The organism is Pseudundibacterium arcticum (assembly GCF_042646465.1).
GTDB classification, from domain to species: domain Bacteria; phylum Pseudomonadota; class Gammaproteobacteria; order Burkholderiales; family Burkholderiaceae_D; genus Undibacterium_A; species Undibacterium_A arcticum.
In genome coordinates this window covers 1-15579 of the sequence record NZ_JBHRTP010000048.1, presented here as the reverse complement: position 1 = coordinate 15579, position 15579 = coordinate 1, and the positions used below count along the sequence as shown (strand labels likewise).

General features: G+C 58.5%; 16 protein-coding genes and 2 pseudogenes. 16 read left to right on the top strand and 2 right to left on the bottom strand.

The window, feature by feature from the left end:
- The first annotated feature begins 67 nt into the window (after positions 1-67).
- From ACFOFO_RS15105 to ACFOFO_RS15030, 16 genes and pseudogenes are all read left to right on the top strand, one after another.
- On the top strand, positions 68-952 hold the full coding sequence (locus ACFOFO_RS15105) for a 4-hydroxyphenylpyruvate dioxygenase (protein WP_390324206.1): 885 nt from the start codon (positions 68-70) through the stop codon (positions 950-952).
- Positions 945-1202: a hypothetical protein gene (locus tag ACFOFO_RS15100; RefSeq protein ID WP_390324208.1), complete on the top strand. Its 258-nt coding sequence runs from the start codon at positions 945-947 to the stop codon at positions 1200-1202. The genes ACFOFO_RS15105 and ACFOFO_RS15100 overlap by 8 nt, the downstream gene beginning before the upstream one ends.
- A pseudogene (locus ACFOFO_RS15095) lies at positions 1199-2085 on the top strand (sugar phosphate isomerase/epimerase family protein). The gene ACFOFO_RS15100 and the pseudogene ACFOFO_RS15095 overlap by 4 nt, the downstream one beginning before the upstream one ends.
- A 419-nt stretch (positions 2086-2504) precedes the next feature.
- Positions 2505-3644 (top strand): porin, encoded by a 1140-nt coding sequence (locus tag ACFOFO_RS15090; RefSeq protein ID WP_390324209.1) that lies wholly within the window; start codon positions 2505-2507, stop codon positions 3642-3644.
- A 67-nt stretch (positions 3645-3711) separates the two neighbouring features.
- Positions 3712-3972: a hypothetical protein gene (locus ACFOFO_RS15085; RefSeq protein ID WP_390331906.1), complete on the top strand. Its 261-nt coding sequence runs from the start codon at positions 3712-3714 to the stop codon at positions 3970-3972.
- A 17-nt stretch (positions 3973-3989) separates the two neighbouring features.
- Complete coding sequence (locus tag ACFOFO_RS15080) at positions 3990-5069, top strand: MFS transporter (protein WP_390324214.1); 1080 nt, start codon at positions 3990-3992, stop codon at positions 5067-5069.
- Between the two features lie 162 nt (positions 5070-5231).
- Positions 5232-6059 carry a 3-oxoadipate:acetyl-CoA acetyltransferase gene (locus ACFOFO_RS15075; protein WP_390324216.1) on the top strand — a complete coding sequence of 276 codons (828 nt, stop codon included), beginning with the start codon at positions 5232-5234 and terminating at the stop codon, positions 6057-6059.
- A 152-nt stretch (positions 6060-6211) separates the two neighbouring features.
- Entirely contained in the window at positions 6212-7606 is a 1395-nt protein-coding gene (locus ACFOFO_RS15070) for an MFS transporter (protein WP_390324218.1), read from the top strand.
- 23 nt (positions 7607-7629) lie between these two features.
- Complete coding sequence (locus tag ACFOFO_RS15065) at positions 7630-7929, top strand: hypothetical protein (protein ID WP_390331905.1); 300 nt, start codon at positions 7630-7632, stop codon at positions 7927-7929.
- A gap of 158 nt (positions 7930-8087) precedes the next feature.
- Positions 8088-8969 (top strand): shikimate dehydrogenase, encoded by an 882-nt coding sequence (locus ACFOFO_RS15060; protein WP_390324221.1) that lies wholly within the window; start codon positions 8088-8090, stop codon positions 8967-8969.
- A 93-nt stretch (positions 8970-9062) separates the two neighbouring features.
- Positions 9063-9509: a type II 3-dehydroquinate dehydratase gene (aroQ, locus tag ACFOFO_RS15055; protein ID WP_390324222.1), complete on the top strand. Its 447-nt coding sequence runs from the start codon at positions 9063-9065 to the stop codon at positions 9507-9509.
- A 221-nt stretch (positions 9510-9730) separates the two neighbouring features.
- Complete coding sequence (locus ACFOFO_RS15050; protein ID WP_390331904.1) at positions 9731-10039, top strand: phosphate acyltransferase; 309 nt, start codon at positions 9731-9733, stop codon at positions 10037-10039.
- Positions 9984-10154 (top strand): annotated as a pseudogene (locus ACFOFO_RS15045) (hypothetical protein); the annotation flags it as partial. The gene ACFOFO_RS15050 and the pseudogene ACFOFO_RS15045, both read left to right, overlap by 56 nt.
- Before the next feature lie 156 nt (positions 10155-10310).
- Entirely contained in the window at positions 10311-11489 is a 1179-nt protein-coding gene (locus ACFOFO_RS15040) for an acetyl-CoA C-acetyltransferase (RefSeq protein ID WP_390324225.1), read from the top strand.
- Positions 11490-11768: 279 nt separating this feature from the next.
- On the top strand, positions 11769-12335 hold the full coding sequence (phaP, locus tag ACFOFO_RS15035; protein ID WP_390328045.1) for a TIGR01841 family phasin: 567 nt from the start codon (positions 11769-11771) through the stop codon (positions 12333-12335).
- A gap of 96 nt (positions 12336-12431) precedes the next feature.
- Positions 12432-13667 (top strand): polyhydroxyalkanoate depolymerase, encoded by a 1236-nt coding sequence (locus ACFOFO_RS15030; RefSeq protein WP_390324227.1) that lies wholly within the window; start codon positions 12432-12434, stop codon positions 13665-13667.
- 96 nt (positions 13668-13763) lie between these two features.
- On the opposite strand, the gene pcaF is transcribed toward ACFOFO_RS15030, so the two are convergent.
- Entirely contained in the window at positions 13764-14978 is a 1215-nt protein-coding gene (pcaF, locus tag ACFOFO_RS15025) for a 3-oxoadipyl-CoA thiolase (RefSeq protein ID WP_390324229.1), read from the bottom strand.
- 79 nt (positions 14979-15057) lie between these two features.
- Positions 15058-15579 (bottom strand): CoA-transferase (locus tag ACFOFO_RS15020; RefSeq protein WP_390331903.1); only part of this gene is annotated, 522 nt, incomplete at its 5' end.

Genomic DNA, 15579 nt, shown 5'->3' with positions numbered 1-15579 from the left:
TTTCGGCACTATTTTTCCCCGCGCGCCATTCCTATACTTGGGCTCATCACTTCAGCCAAGGATCACCATGACTGCGCAAGAACACAATCCTGAACCGAATAATCCGCTCGGCATCGATGGCATTGAATTTGTTGAATATGCGACCGCCCAGCCTTTGGCGCTCGGGGCGCTGCTCGAGCAGATGGGGTTTGTGCCGAGCGCCCGTCACCGCTCGCGCGAAGTCACGTTGTACCGTCAGGGCTCGATGAATGTGATCGTCAACGCCGATCCGCGAGCCTTGCCACAGTCCGATAATGAGCCGCAATCGACCGTGATCAGCGCCATCGCGCTGCGCGTGCGCGACGCCGATGCCGCCTACCGTCATGCGATCGAGATGGGCGCCTGGGCCATCCAGACCCGCGCCGGCGTGATGGAGCTAAATATCCCGGGCGTGCACGGGGCCGGCGATTCGATACTGTATTTCGTAGACCGTTTCCGCGATTTTTCCATCTATGACGTCGACTTCAAGCCGATACCGAACGCGCCGGCCAATCCGCCCGCGCTGGCCGGGTTGCATTTCTTTGGCGTGGTGCAGGCCATTGGCAGCGACCGCTCGCCCGAATGGATCGATTTTTATCAGCAACTGATGGATTTCCGACCGCTTCCGGAAGGTCACTATTTCGGCGTGCTGCCCAAGGGGACCTTGCTGGAAAGCCCGTGCCACAGCTTCTACCTGCAACTGGTGGAACCGCCCGACGGCGCTGCCGGCCTGCAGTGGGACGAGCAATTGATCCGCGTCGGCCTAGGCACGCCGGATGTGCTGGCGGCGGTGCGGGAATTGAAACAACGAGGCATCGTTTTCATCGACCGCGAGCCTGCGCAATCGAGTGAAAAGGGGGCATTGACACAGCTTTACAAGGGGGGCGTCAGCTTCGAACTGGTGGTCAGCCATTTGGACAGCAAGCATGATTGATATTTCCGGCACCACGCGCATTTTTCCAGTGATCGGCTGGCCGGTCGAGCAAGTCAAGGCGCCGGCGCTGTTTAACGCCTATTTCACGCGGCACAACATCGATGCGCGCGTCATTCCGCTGAAAATCGCACCGGACGCATACATTGCCGCCGTGTGCATGTTGATGTCGGTGGAGACTCCCTTGAACCTTGAACTATTCGGCTGGCCCGGCGTTTCCTCGGAAGCATTCCGCGAGTTGGAGTTCTTATGAACCTGAGTAATTTCGGCATGGACAGCATCACGCTGGCTGGCCCCCTTGAATCGAAGCTGAGCGCATCGAAGGCGGCCGGATTCTCGCAGATCATGTTGTGGGCCAAGCACCTGGCCGGCCATCCCGGTGGCTTGGAAGAGGCCGTACGTCTGGTCCGCGCGAGCGGTATCCGCGTCACCGGCATCCAGGTCATGCGCGACTTTGAAGGGCTGTCCGGCGCGCTGCACGAATACAAACTCGACATCGCCAAGCACATGCTGCAAGTTTGCAGGGCAGTCGGTGCGCCGTTGCTGATGGTGTGCTCCAGCACGTCCAGCCACGCCAGCGGCGAGCTGCCCTCGATTGCGCGCCACCTGGCCAAACTGGCGACGCTGGCGGTGCCGCTGGGCGTGCGCATCGGTTACGAAGCACTGTCCTGGGGGCGCCACGTGAATCAATACACGCAGTCGTGGGAAGCGGTCGAGCTGGCGGACCATGCCAATCTGGGTGTGGTGATCGACTCGTTTCACATGCTGGCCAATCAGGCCGACTTCGATGGCCTTGACGACATCCCCAGCGACAAGATCGCGATGGTGCAACTATCCGATTTTATGTGGCGCGACATACGCAGCGACGAAGAGCGGCTGGAAACGGCACTCCACCTGCGCGTGTTTCCAGGCGAAGGCGCGCATTCGAAAGAGCTGTCCGACCTGCTGCGCCGGCTGGACCGCGGCGGTTACCGCGGCGACTACAGCTCGAAGTGTTCAACGACGATTACCTGCAACTGTCGCCGGAGATCGTGGCCCGCCGTGCCCATAGTGCCGCCAAGTGGGTGACCGATCAAGTGCTGCGACGCAGCTTGCAAGTGCGCCAGCCCACGCCAGGGCACCCCACGATGGCATGAAGCACCCTCGGAAATGCTCGGTCACGGTTTCCACCAGCCGTGCGAGCGGGGCGGTGCCGTGGCGCCGTTCCGGAGCATGCCGGTCGCGCTGCTGCGGTGTCCGGTTTGGTGATCACGAGTGCGGCGTTCATTGGCGGTCAGCTCATTTCGTACAGCGTCAGACCAGCCTCGGAAACGTTGGTAATGCCCATGTCCCTCGTTTCGGTGTTGCTTGGTTTGATCGCTTGGGTCGCCATGCCGCGCGCTTACCGGCGCAGCGATTCGGGCCAGCTGGCGGTGCGCGGACGCTGATGGTCTTGAGACAGTTTTGAGTGAAGGAGTCCCCTCACTCCGGCATTAGTTTGAGGGGAAACAACGGCGCGCCAGCTGCGGCGCGCCGCCAAGAGCAGGAATAAAAATCAATCCATATGGAGATGTTCATGAAGAAGAAATTTGCCGTGGTCTGCAGCCTGGCCGCCTGTTCGGCTGCCGCACAGGCCCAGTCCAATGTCACGCTGTACGGCGATCTGGACGAATACCTGGGGTACATCCACAGCAGCAGCGGGGCGCATATCACAGGCCTGAACGATGGCACCAGCTTGCGCAGCCGCCTCGGCTTTCGCGGTGTGGAAGACTTGGGCGCTGGCTACCAAGCCAAATTCCAGCTTGAATCTGGCTTTAATGCCGATTCCGGCACACAGGCTGACAGCGCCCGCTTTTTCGACCGCCAGTCGTGGGTCGGCATCAACACCCCAGTCGGCGAATTCCGCTTGGGCCGTCAAAACACCGAAATTCAACAGATCGGCGGTGCCATCGATTACACCGAGCGCACCACCTTCGGCTCGATCGTGAATACGTTCGGCGTGCCGTCGCGCTACGACAATGATATTTCGTACAAGTCGCCACGCATTGCCGGTTTCCAGGGCACAGTTCACTATGCGTTGGCTGAACAGCCGGGTGGCGGCCATGCTCAGAGCGCCATCTATCAACTCGCCGTCGACTATACCAACGGCCCATACCGCGCGGGCTACGCCGGCATCGCTGCCAAGCCGGCACCGGCCACGGCCGCCAACCTGGCCACGCATCTCGACAACAAGGTGCAATACCATAACCTGTACGCCGACTATGACTACGGCCAGGGCAAGGTATATCTCGCCTATGTACGCAGCAATAACATCACGGCCAATGCCAGTGGATTGACCGCAGGGACCATCCTCAGCAACGTCGCCAGCCCCAATAACCTGTTCCCGGGCACGGATGCGAACGCTCGCCGCTACTTCAACGTCTACCAAGTGTCGGCTGACTATCGTGTCGCTCCGCAACTGCGCGTCGGTGCGCTGTACGGCGTGATCAAGGATAAATCCGGCGGCGACGCGGGTGCGAAGGGCGGCAACGTCGGCGCCTATTACGACATGTCCAAGCGCACCACGCTGTACGGTTTCGCCAACTACATGAAAAACGATGCCAATGCCGGTTTCCGTTTCAGCGGTTCGGCGGGGCCGTCGGCCAACTTGGCGGGGGCCGATATCAACGGCAAAGGTCTGACCGGGTTGCAAGCGGGCATTATTCACCGTTTCTAAGCGCGTCGTTTCACCTCATCCATTAAAAGAATCCGTTCTTTTAATGGTGCAAATACACTGATAGTTCATGGAGGACATTGTGTCTACATCTGCAATTAATCAACAAGGCCAGGTTCAAACCAATGCTGGCACCGGGGCCGATACGATCACCCGCTCGCCGCGCAAGGCGGCACTAGCCAGCTGGATTGGCAGTGCGGTCGAATATTATGATTTTTTTATTTACGGCACTGCGGCAGCGCTGGTGTTCGGCAAGATTTTCTTCCCCTCGTTCGACCCGGCGGCGGCCACCGTTGCGGCCTTTGCCACCTTCGGGGGGTCGGTTATGTAACGCGGCCGATCGGTGCCGTGCTGCTGGGTCATGTCGGCGACAAATATGGCCGCAAGAAAGTACTTACATTCACCTTGCTGTTAATGGGCATCTCGACTTTCCTGGTTGGTTTGTTGCCGACCTATGGCCAGATCGGCATCGCCGCCCCCATCATGCTGGTAGTGCTGCGCATGTTGCAGGGGCTGTCGGCGGCGGGCGAGCAGGCGGGCGCCAATTCGATGACGCTCGAGCATGCGCCGGCGCACCGCCGCGCCTTTTTTACCAGCTTCACCTTGAGCGGAACCCAGGCCGGCCTGATCCTTGCGACCCTGGTCTACCTGCCGATCTCGGCGCTGCCGGAGGATCAGCTGTTGTCCTGGGGTTGGCGCATTCCGTTTTTCCTGAGTGCGGTGGTGGTCGCGGTTGGTATCTGGGTGCGCCGGACCTTGCCCGAGACGCCGGTCTTCAACGAGGAGGAAAAGTCGCATAAGCAGGCCAAGCTGCCGGTCGCGGTGCTGTTGCGCGATCATAAGGCGAATCTTGGGCGGGTGATCTTTGCAGCCCTGGTGTCGGTGGTCAGTACCATCTTCAGTGTGTTCACGCTCTCGTACGCCGTCAATACGGTGCACATTCCGCGCGCGACCATGCTCACCGTGCTGATCCTGGCTAATGTGGTGGCGCTGGGTGCGATTCCGGCCTTCGCTGCGTTGTCGGACCGCATCGGCCGCAAACCCGTGTTTATCTTTGGCGCGATCGGCTCGGCCTGCCTGATCTGGCCTTACATGTCGGCCATCAGCCACGCCAATATTCCACTCATTTTTGTGTTCGGCCTGCTCTTGTCCGGAGTTGTCTACAGCGCGGCGAACGGGATCTGGCCGTCCTTGTATGGCGAAATGTTCGACACCCGCGTACGCCTGTCGGGTATGGCCATCGGTACCCAGATCGGCTTCGCACTGGGCGGCTTCGCACCTACCATCAGCGCGGCGATCCTGAAGCCGGGTGCAGATGGCTGGATGCCGGTTGCGGTATTCGTCACTGTGACTGCGGTAGTTGCCGCCATCTCGGTGGCGACGGCGCGCGAGACTTATCGTACGCCAATGCACGAGCTGGGCAAGTAATAAATAGGCTCGGCGCCGGTGGTGCCGAGCCAGAAAACCGAGCATGAACGCGATTGCCGCATTAGCAAATGCGACCGGTTGTGCAATGCCGCATCAAATGCGATGCCTGCTGCCAGCAGCATAGAGATTGCGCTCAACATTGTTTTCAATTGAAAGGGATTTATGAGGCCAGTAGTCATTGCCGTGGCGATCACCGGGTCGGTGCCACGTAAAAAAGATAATCCGGCAATTCCCGTGACCGTTTCTGAACAGATCGAATCGACGCATGAAGCGTTTGAGGTGGGAGCATCGCTGGTCCATCTTCATGTTCGCAACCCTGATGAAAGCTCGTCTTCGGAACCGGTCCTGTTTGCTCAGGTTCTGGAGGGTGTGCGCAAGCATTGCCCGGGGATGATCGTGCAGTTTTCGACCGGCGGTCGGGGCCGTGATCAAAGCGCGCGTGGTGATCCGCTCTCACTCAAGCCAGACATGGCGTCATTAGCCACAGGATCGGTCAATTTTCCAACCATGGTGTACGAAAATGCCCCTGCACTGATGGTGGAATTAGCGACGCGCATGCAGGAGAGCGCGGTCGTCCCCGAGATTGAAATTTTCGACCTGTCGCATATTTATGGAACCCGACGCCTGGTCGACAGCGGCTTGCTCAGCGAGCATCCGCACGTGCAGTTCGTGATGGGGATAAAAAATGCATTGCCGGTAGAAGAACATTTGCTCGATATTCTGCTCGGTGAACTCAAGCGCGTCTTGCCTAAGGCGACCTGGACGGCCGCCGGCATTGGCCGGCACCAGACAGACGTGATCGACTGGGTGTTGAAACGGAATGGCGACGCGGTGCGAACAGGGCTTGAAGACAATATTCGAATTAGCCATGATCGGCTTGCCAACAGCAACGCAGAACTTGTACGGATAGCTGTTGAACGGTGTGCGAACTATGACACACGGGCAGCGACGCCTGCCGAGGCTCGGTCAATACTGGGATTGCCGGCATGACACGGCGCACAGTCAACGCGTGAGGCGAACGGACCAGGTGTTAGCGCATCCTTGCGTCCCAGTTTGCACCACTGGAATGGCAGATCAAAGTGGTGTCATCAGCGGAAATCGGGTGGCGCCTTAATGCTGGAAATTGACATTGGAGCCAATTCATGCATCAGAATCAAAACCTGCATGTCCAGGGCGCCAATGTGCAGAGCGTCAATATCCAGGACTTCCTCAACCAGCATCCATTTTCGGGGTTTCAGTGGGTGATCTTCGCGTTGTGTTTCGTCATCGTCTTGTTGGACGGCTTTGACACCGCCGCCATCGGTTTCATTGCCCCGTCGCTTATCAAGGAATGGGGCATGACAAGACCGGCACTGGCACCGGTATTGAGCGCGGCGCTGTTTGGCCTGGCGGCCGGTGCTCTTGCTGCCGGGCCGATAGCGGACCGGATGGGCCGCAAACTGGTGCTCGGCGTGTCTGTACTGTTGTTCGGCGTGGCGTGCACATGGTCATCGTTTTCCGCGGACCTTGGGCAGCTCACCGTTCTGCGCTTCGTGACTGGACTGGGACTGGGCGCCGCCATGCCCAACGCGGTCACGCTGATGAGCGAATACTGTCCTGATTACCGACGGTCGACGCTCACCAACGCCATGTTTTGCGGCTTTCCCCTGGGAGCGGCATTCGGCGGTTCCCTGGCCGCGTGGATGATTCCCCAGTGGGGCTGGCGCAGCGTGCTGCTGCTGGGCGGAATTGCGCCACTGGTGCTGGCCGTCCTGATACTCCTGTTGCTGCCGGAGTCGGTGCGCTACATGGTCGCCAAGGGGCAGCCGGCGGAGCGTATCCGCGCCGCTCTCAGCCGCATTTCCGCGACAGTGGCTGACGCGCGATCATTTGTCATGACCGAAAAGGCTGCGACCACCGATGCCAAGAGCGGCATGGGCGTGGTGCTTTCCCGCTCCCACGTGCTTGGCTCGGTCATGCTGTGGCTGGCCTACTTCATGGGCTTGGTGATCTTCTACGCGCTCATCAACTGGATGCCGCTCTTGCTCAAGGACGCGGGACTGGCGCCGCGGACCGCCACGCTCATTGCGGCCTTATTTCCCCTCGGCGGCGTGGGCGCGGTTCTCTTTGGCTGGCTGATGGACCGCTTCAATGCCAACCGGGTTATTGCCGTCGGCTATGCGTTGACCGCTGTCAGCATCTATGCGATTGGGCACGCCGCCGGCAATGTCGGTGTGCTGATGCTGGTCGTGTTCGTGGGAGGCACCCTCATGAACACTGCGCAATCGTCCATGCCCGCACTTGCCGCCGCGTTCTATCCGACCCAGGGCCGCGCCACCGGCGTCGCCTGGATGCTGGGCATCGGTCGCTTTGGGGGGATTGCCGGCTCGTTCCTTATCGCCGAACTCACGCGCCGCCAGTTCGGCTTCAGCGGGATCTTCACGATCGTGGCCGTTGCCGGACTGGTCGCTACGGCCGCCCTATTGGTCAAGCAGTTCACGCATCCCGAGGACAAGTCTGCGGCGTCCGCAATCAAGGGAGAGGTTGTCGGTCACTGACGCAGGAGCACCGCTAATCCCGCGTGCGTCTCTCGGGTATGGCCGTCGGCACCCGGATCGGCTTCGCGCCCACCATTAGCGCGGCGATTCTGAAGCAGGGAGCGCACGGCTGGCTGCCGGTTACGGTATTCGTTAGTGTCATTGCGGTCGCTGCCGCCATCTCGGTGGACACGGCGCGCGAGAGTTACCGCACGCCGATGCACGAGCGGGGCAAGCACGGAGACTGTCAGTGGGCGGATGGCAACCCCAAGGTGAACCAGGGACTGGTCGGCTCGGTCTTGGATGGCCAGATGAACGCCGAGATCGCCAAGGCGCGCAAGTAAGACCTTCGCAATTAACAGTCCCTGGCTCTTGTGCATGGCGCAGAGCCAGGACATTTTTTCAGTTTGAACCGGAGTGTTTGAAAAATCATCTGACGATTTTTCAAACCTTATCGGCGCAAGATTTAATCCCGTTCTGAATACACTGCAGGAGCTTCTTAATGACTAACACGACCGCACCCCGCAAGATCCTTATCGGCCTGATCGGCAAGAGCATCCAGCAATCGCTGACGCCGTCGATGCAGGAAGAAGAAGCACGCCAGCAAGGCCTGCACTTGCATTACCAACTGATCGACCTGGACAGTACCGGTGCCGGCGTCGAGGACCTGCCGGCGCTGCTCAAGGCGATCCGGGCCATCGGCTTCACCGGTTTCAACGTGACCTTTCCGTGCAAGCAGGCCATTATCCCGCTACTGGACGACCTATCGGAAGAAGCGCGCGCGATGGGCGCGGTCAACACCGTGGTCAACCAGAACGGTAAGCTGATCGGCCACAATACCGACGGCTCCGGCTGGTCCTGGGGCTTCCAGCGCGCGCTGCCGCATGCGGACCTGTCGAAGGTCGTGCTGCTGGGCGGCGGCGGCGCCGGTTCGGCGATTGCGGATGCGGCTTTGCGCATCGGCGTCAAGCATCTGACCGTGGTTGACTTGGATACCGCCCGTACCCAGGCGCTGGCCGACAGGCTCAATTCCCAGCATGGCGTAGGCCGGGTCACAGCGAGCACCGATATCGCTGCCGCGCTGCGGGGCGCCAGCGGTCTGATTCATGCGACCCCGACCGGCATGGACAAGCTGCCCGGCCTGCCGCTGCCGGCCGAGCTGCTGCGGGCCGACCTGTGGGTGTCTGAGGTTGTTTACTTCCCGCTTGAAACCGCGCTGCTGAAGACTGCGCGCGCGCTCGGCTGCCCGACTTCGGATGGCGGTGGCATGGCGGTCGGCCAAGCGGTCGGTGCGTTCGAACTGTTCACGGGCATACATCCCGACGTGGCGCGCATCGATGCGCATTTCCGCAGCATGGTCGCGGCCCGCACTGCCAAGGCCTGACTTTTTGGAAGGAGCACCGCATGCGTAAATCGTCCGGCAAGGCGGTAAATCTTTCCCCAATTTGACCATTTAAACACCCAGAAAGGTAAATCCATGAAGATCCTCATGCTCCACGGTATCAACCACAACATGTTCGGTAAGCGCGACCCGGCCCAATACGGGACGATTACGCTGGCCGAAATCGACGACAAGCTACAGGCCCTCGGCCACGAACTCGGCGTGGAGGTGGTGAGCTTCCAGACCAACAATGAAGGCGCGATGTGCGAACGGATTCACGAGGGTTTCACCGAAGGCATGGATGCGGTGCTGATCAACGCCGGCGCGTGGACGCACTATAGCTACGGCATCCGCGACGCACTGGCGATCCTGACCGTGCCGGTGGTCGAGCTGCACATGTCCAATATCCACGCGCGCGAGCCGTTCCGCCACCATTCGGTGTTTGCCGAGATTGTGAATGGCCAGATCTGCGGCTTCGGCGTCGACAGCTACCTGCTCGCATTGCGCGCGGCTGTGTCGGCGGCGCGGGCTGGCAAAACCTGAGCTCGACTTGATCCATTTTTGAATAGAAGGAACGAAAGCCCGAAAGGTTTGCCATCGATGAACCACTCAGGCACGAGAGCTTCATCATGGCAACTTTACCTCCGGGCTTACAACATGAATTGTCGGATTTGCACCGCCGTTTTCCAAGCGTGTTTGGCGATTGATCCCAAGGGAGAGAGAGGTCGCTCAGCTACGCGGCTTGAATCGACAAAACCGCGCTAATGCAATGCCCATGCGGACGCCTCCGGACGTTTGAATTGATTGGGTTATTGACGACCACCATCAATGAGGCGATGAAACTGGCCACTGTGAAAGCCATTGTGGTGTGCGGTGTGGTCGGCCGTTATCACTCCCATCTTGAGCAGGTGCAAAACATCATCGGCAAGCAACAGGGCGTCAATCTGCTGACCGCGATGAATCTGTTGATGTTGCCAGGCAGGAACCTGTTTGTGTCCGATGCCTACGTCAACGACAGTGGGACCCATACTGCTAGGCACTGCCAAACCGGTCCATATCCTCACATCCGATAGCACGGCACGTCGCCTCCTCAACATGACTGCGCTGGCGGTAGTAGATGCCCAGCGTAAACACCAAGGTCGCGGCAAAACCATAATGCAATACGGCGCGCTTGACTACGCGTCATAATGAATGGCGGGCTCGGTGGGACCCGAGGCTTGGTTGTCGACTGCCCAGCATGTGCCTGGAAGTTGGTTGGAGCAGTTGGTTAACGCCACAAGCGGGCCCCAGTATTTGATATGATTTTTGGGTTGTGTTTTTTGTGGTTTTTAAAGGAGAGTCAAAATGGATGATGTCGTAATCGTTGCCGCAGGCCGCACCGCTGTGGGTAAATTTGGTGGGTCGTTGGCGAAAACTTCAGCAGTCGACTTGGGGGCGCATGTAATTAAAGGATTGCTCGCCCAAACCGGGATCAAGCCGGAGCAGATCAGTGAAGTCATACTCGGGCAAGTGCTCACCGCCGGTTGCGGCCAGAATCCGGCACGGCAAGCGTCGATCCGCGCCGGATTGCCCGACATGGTGCCAGCGCTGACTATCGGCAAAGTGTGTGGCAGCGGCTTGAAGGCGGTCCACCTGGCAGCGCAAGCGATCAAATGTGGCGATGCGCAAATCATCATCGCCGGCGGCCAGGAAAACATGAGTGCATCACCGCATGTGCTGAACAACTCACGTGACGGCTTCCGCATGGGCGATGCCAAGCTGGTCGATACCATGATCGTCGATGGCTTGTGGGACGTCTACAACCAGTATCACATGGGTGTTACCGCTGAAAATGTCGCCAAGAAGTACAGCATCTCGCGTCAGGAGCAGGACCAGTTCGCTGTGGCTTCGCAAAATAAAGCCGAAGCCGCGCAGAAGGCGGGCAAGTTCAAGGATGAAATCCTGCCCTTCGAGATCCAGCAAAAAAAGGGCGCGATCGTCTTTGACGCGGACGAGTTCATCAAGCAAGGCACCACGCTGGAATCTCTGTCCGGTTTGCGTGCGGCCTTTGCCAAGGACGGCACGGTCACCGCCGGTAATGCGTCCGGCATCAATGATGGGGCCGCAGCGGTGGTGATGATGTCGGCCACCCTGGCGAAGGAACTGGGCTTGACGCCGCTGGCTCGCATCAAGGCCTATTCCTCGGCAGGCATCGATCCCAGCATCATGGGCATGGGGCCTGTTCCCGCCTCCCAGTTGTGTCTGACAAAAGCGGGTTGGACCCATCAGGATCTCGATTTGATGGAAATAAACGAAGCCTTCGCGGCGCAGGCCATCGCAGTCAATAAAGAGATGGGCTGGGATACCAGCAAAATCAACGTCAACGGGGGCGCCATCGCCCTCGGTCATCCGATCGGCGCCTCGGGCTGCCGCATCCTGGTGACCTTGCTGCATGAGATGGTCAGACGCGATGCCAAGCACGGCTTGGCAAGTCTTTGCATTGGCGGCGGCATGGGCGTGGCGCTGGCAGTAGAACGCGCTTAGTCAAGCAATGTCATTTTCAACCGCATCACAATCTACAACCTGAGGAGACAACAACACGGCAAGAATTGGCGGATGAGGCAGCGTTTGTGATCAGGGCGAACATCGCGATCCATGGCGGGCAACACATGCCCTTGGATCCGCCTTGGTCATCGTCATTTATGCTGCAGCGCACAAATATGTCTTGACAGGGGCAACGCATCGGTTAAGATGTATTTGTTGCAGCGCACCATATTTATGGTTGCTCGTATAAAGTAGTTATTGAACCCCAAGGAAAAATCCATGTTTTCGATCCCAGACCAATTTTCAACTGCTACCAAAGCCCACTTCGAAACCCAACTCGCCATGTTCAATGCGCTGACTAGCAAAGCGTTGGAAGCTGTTGAAAAAGTGATCCAATTGAACGTCAGCGCCGCCAAAGCATCGGTCGAGGAATCCAAAGTTGCAGTCAGGCAATTGCTCTCCGCCAAAGACCCGCAGGAATTTTTCACACTGACCGCAGCACAAGCGAAGCCGAATGCTGAAAAGGCGCTGTCCTATGGCCGTCATTTGGCTGCTATCGGGTCCAGCGCCCAAGCTGAATTCACCAAAGCTGCTGAAGTGCAAATTGCTGACGCCCGCAGCAAGGTAACAGCGTTGGTTGATAACGTCGCCAAGAGCGCACCGGCCGGTTCCGAAAGCGCGGTCGCGATGCTGAAATCTGCCCTCGGCAACGCTAATGCCGGCTACGAGCAGTTGAGCAAGACCACTAAACAAGCGGTGGAAACGCTGGAAGCCAATCTGACCAATGTCACGAGCCAGGTTTCACAAGCTGTAGAAAAAACTGTCAGTCAGACCGCCAAGAAGTAAAGCGTTTGCATGATGGGGCTTTGACGGGTCGCGTTGCGGCCCGTTTTCTTTTCCGCAAGCCATACCCCCACTCAGAACAACTTGATCGGAGCCACCATGCTTTATCAATTGCATGAACAGAACCGCTCGTTCCTGGCGCCCTTGATGCAATGGGCAGAAGCTTTAGCCAAACTGTTGACCAATTCGGTCTCACCGCTGGCACACACACCGTATTCGCAACATATTGCGGCCCATTACGAGTTAATGTATCGGCTCGGCAAGGATTATGAAAAGCCACAATTTGAGATTCAAACGACGCTCATCGATGGCCAGACCGTAGCAATTTCCGAAGAGGTCGCACTCAACAAGCCTTTTTGCACCTTGGTGCATTTCAAAAAAGATTTGAGCGACAAAGAATTGTCCAAACCGCAACAACCTAAAGTGCTCCTGGTGGCGCCTTTATCCGGCCATCATTCGACGCTGTTGCGCGACACCGTGCGTGGCTTGCTGCCGAACCACGATGTCTACATCACCGACTGGATTGACGCGCGGATGGTGCCCTTGTCCGACGGCGCGTTCCATTTGCACGACTATATTTATTATGTGCAAGATTTTATTCGCTTGCTCGGCCCGGATTTGCATGTAATTTCGGTCTGCCAGCCGACGGTGCCGGTGCTGGCGGCGATTGCGTTGATGGCCAGCGCCAACGATACGAAACTACCCAAAACGATGACCATGATGGGCGGCCCCATCGATCCGCGCAAATCGCCGACGCAGGTGAACGACCTGGCGACAGAAAAAGCCTATTCATGGTTTGAAAATACCGTGATTTTCAGCGTCCCGCCCAACTATCCCGGATCTGGGCGTAAGGTCTATCCGGGCTTTCTGCAGCATGCCGGTTTCATTGCGATGAATCCCGGGCGCCATGCGCAAAGCCACCGGGAATTTCACAAGCATCTGATCAACGGTGAGGATGAATTGGCCGATGCACACCGCAAGTTCTACAACGAATACAACGCGGTGCTCGATATGCCGGCCGAGTACTACCTCGAAACGATCCAGACCGTGTTCCAGGAATTCAGCCTGCCGAAGGGGACGTGGGAAGTGGAAGGCAAGCTAGTACGGCCGCAAGACATCAAGGCGGTTGCCCTATTCACTATTGAAGGTGAGCAGGACGATATTTCCGGTTCCGGTCAGACACAGGCCGCGCACGATCTGTGCACCGCGATCCCAGCAGCGAAGCGGCAGCATTTTACCGCGCCGCAATGCGGACATTTTGGGATTTTTTCAGGTCGCCGCTGGCGCGAGGAGATTTGTCCTAAGATCGGCGAATTTATCCGGGCGCATTCCTGATTCTGACCACAGTCCGCTGAAGAGTCGCTGCGGGGCTCCTTACAGCAGAGGATTCGCGCTTATACCCTTCAGAGCCCGGGTCCGTACCACCTCTAGTTAAACCCGTTCAAGCACCAGCGCAATTCCTTGCCCAACTCCGATGCACATCGTGCATAACGCATAGCGTCCTTTGGTCCGTTGCAATTGATTGACCGCGGTAGTAGCTAAGCGTGCGCCGGATGCGCCCAATGGATGGCCGAGTGCGATGGCGCCACCGTGCGGGTTGACGCGCGGGTCATCGTCCTGCAAGCCCAGTTGCCGTAAAACGGCGAGGCCTTGCGCGGCGAAGGCTTCATTGAGTTCGATGACATCGAACTGGTCTAGCCTTAGGCCGGTCAGTTCCAGTACTTTTAATACCGCCGGAAATGGTCCGATGCCCATCACACGCGGTGCAACACCGGCAGTCGCCATGCCGACGATACGTGCCTTCGGCACCAGGCTGTATTTTGCCGCGGACGCTTCGTCCGCCAATAGCAATGCGCAGGCGCCGTCATTGACGCCGGAGGCATTGCCGGCGGTGACTGTGCCGTCGGCTTTGACGACGGGTTTGAGTTTTGCCAAGGCTTCCAGCGACGTGGCGCGCGGGTGCTCGTCTTTGCTGACGACGATTGGATCACCCTTTGGATCGCCTTTTTTCGGCGTAATCGTCACCGGGGTGATTTCACTATCGAAGTACCCGGCTTTTTGCGCAGCAATGGTTTTCATTTGGCTGGCCAGCGCCATCTTGTCCTGGTCAGCGCGACTGATGCCATAATCGGCGGCAACATTTTCGGCCGTTTCGGGCATGGAATCGACACCGTATTGCGCTTTCATCAAGGCATTGACGAAGCGCCAGCCGATGGTGGTGTCTTCGATCTTGGCAGCGCGTGAAAATGCGCTTTCCGCTTTGCCCATGACGAATGGCGCACGGCTCATGCTTTCAACGCCGCCGGCGATCATCAGTCCGGCCTCGCCGCTCTTGATGGCGCGGGCTGCGGTACCGATCGCATCCAGCCCTGATCCACAAAGGCGGTTGACGGTGCCGCCCGGGACACTTACCGGCAAGCCGGCCAAGAGTGCCGACATGCGCGCGACATTGCGATTGTCTTCGCCGGCCTGGTTGGCGCAACCATAGATCACATCGACCACGGCTTGCCAGTCAACTTGCGGATTGCGCGCCATGAGTGCACGAATAGGAATCGCCCCCAGGTCATCGGCACGTATGCTGGACAAGGCACCGCCGTAGCGGCCGAATGGCGTGCGCTGGGCGTCGCAAATGAAAGCGTGGGACATTGAAATCTCCTGAACCTAAATAAGGGGTTATGGTTGAGCGGCTGTCTATTGCCTGCTGCCTGCTGCGGAAAGGAACTGATCAGCAAGCGTTGATCAGCGCTACCGCTGTCAATTTTTGCAATTCATTAAAAGTCAGCCCTTCAACGATTTCTATCACCTTGGCGCCTGCGGGATCCAGGTCAATCACCGCCAGATCGGTATAAATCCGGCTGACGCAGCCGATGCCGGTCAGCGGATAAGTGCATGCCTTCACCAGTTTGCTTTCACCCGATTTGGTCAGGTGTTCCATCATCACGTAGGTTTTCTTGGCGCCGATGGCGAGATCCATCGCGCCGCCGACGGCCGGGATCGCATCCGGCGCGCCGGTGTGCCAGTTGGCTAGATCACCGTCGGCAGACACCTGAAACGCACCGAGTACGCACACATCCAGATGGCCGCCGCGCATCATCGCAAAACTGTCGGCGTGATGGAAGTAACAGCCGCCCGGCAATAGCGTGACGGGCTGTTTTCCTGCATTGATCAGATCGTAGTCTTCTTCGCCTTTGGCCGGTGCTGGTCCCATGCCGATCACGCCATTTTCGCTATGCAAAATCACTTCGCG

Excerpts from the sequence above, each read along its gene's own strand:
- aroQ (WP_390324222.1), top strand. The coding sequence starts at position 9,063 with ATGAAGATCCTCATGCTCCACGGTATCAACCACAACATGTTCGGTAAG.
- ACFOFO_RS15070 (WP_390324218.1), top strand. The coding sequence starts at position 6,212 with ATGCATCAGAATCAAAACCTGCATGTCCAGGGCGCCAATGTGCAGAGC.
- ACFOFO_RS15105 (WP_390324206.1), top strand. The coding sequence starts at position 68 with ATGACTGCGCAAGAACACAATCCTGAACCGAATAATCCGCTCGGCATC.
- ACFOFO_RS15060 (WP_390324221.1), top strand. The coding sequence starts at position 8,088 with ATGACTAACACGACCGCACCCCGCAAGATCCTTATCGGCCTGATCGGC.
- ACFOFO_RS15085 (WP_390331906.1), top strand. The coding sequence starts at position 3,712 with ATGGAGGACATTGTGTCTACATCTGCAATTAATCAACAAGGCCAGGTT.
- ACFOFO_RS15040 (WP_390324225.1), top strand. The coding sequence starts at position 10,311 with ATGGATGATGTCGTAATCGTTGCCGCAGGCCGCACCGCTGTGGGTAAA.
- ACFOFO_RS15030 (WP_390324227.1), top strand. The coding sequence starts at position 12,432 with ATGCTTTATCAATTGCATGAACAGAACCGCTCGTTCCTGGCGCCCTTG.
- ACFOFO_RS15090 (WP_390324209.1), top strand. The coding sequence starts at position 2,505 with ATGAAGAAGAAATTTGCCGTGGTCTGCAGCCTGGCCGCCTGTTCGGCT.
- ACFOFO_RS15050 (WP_390331904.1), top strand. The coding sequence starts at position 9,731 with ATGCAATGCCCATGCGGACGCCTCCGGACGTTTGAATTGATTGGGTTA.
- pcaF (WP_390324229.1), bottom strand. The coding sequence starts at position 14,978 with ATGTCCCACGCTTTCATTTGCGACGCCCAGCGCACGCCATTCGGCCGC.
- ACFOFO_RS15075 (WP_390324216.1), top strand. The coding sequence starts at position 5,232 with ATGAGGCCAGTAGTCATTGCCGTGGCGATCACCGGGTCGGTGCCACGT.
- phaP (WP_390328045.1), top strand. The coding sequence starts at position 11,769 with ATGTTTTCGATCCCAGACCAATTTTCAACTGCTACCAAAGCCCACTTC.
- ACFOFO_RS15100 (WP_390324208.1), top strand. The coding sequence starts at position 945 with ATGATTGATATTTCCGGCACCACGCGCATTTTTCCAGTGATCGGCTGG.